The sequence below is a fragment of the Enterobacter sp. Lyrl_3 genome (genome assembly GCF_051948675.1).
GTDB lineage: Bacteria > Pseudomonadota > Gammaproteobacteria > Enterobacterales > Enterobacteriaceae > Enterobacter > Enterobacter cloacae.
The window spans coordinates 1-403 of sequence record NZ_JAYJLI010000073.1 but is presented as its reverse complement, the minus strand read 5'-3'; the positions used below and the strand labels follow the sequence as shown (position 1 = coordinate 403).

Annotated in this window: 1 rRNA gene; it reads right to left on the bottom strand. The window is 52.9% G+C overall.

Annotated elements, in window-relative coordinates:
- Nucleotides 1–403, bottom strand: a 23S ribosomal RNA gene (locus VF709_RS24945); the annotation flags it as partial.

Sequence of the window (403 nt, the reverse complement as noted above, 5' to 3'; positions counted from 1 at the left end):
CGAAGGTGCTCCCACTGCTTGTACGTACACGGTTTCAGGTTCTTTTTCACTCCCCTCGCCGGGGTTCTTTTCGCCTTTCCCTCACGGTACTGGTTCACTATCGGTCAGTCAGGAGTATTTAGCCTTGGAGGATGGTCCCCCCATATTCAGACAGGATACCACGTGTCCCGCCCTACTCTTCGAGTTCACAGCCTGTGCATTTTCGTGTACGGGACTTTCACCCTGTACCGTGCGACTTTCCAGACGCTTCCACTAACACACAAGCTGATTCAGACTCTGGGCTGCTCCCCGTTCGCTCGCCGCTACTGGGGGAATCTCGGTTGATTTCTTTTCCTCGGGGTACTTAGATGTTTCAGTTCCCCCGGTTCGCCTCGTTAACCTATGTATTCAGTTAACGATAGTG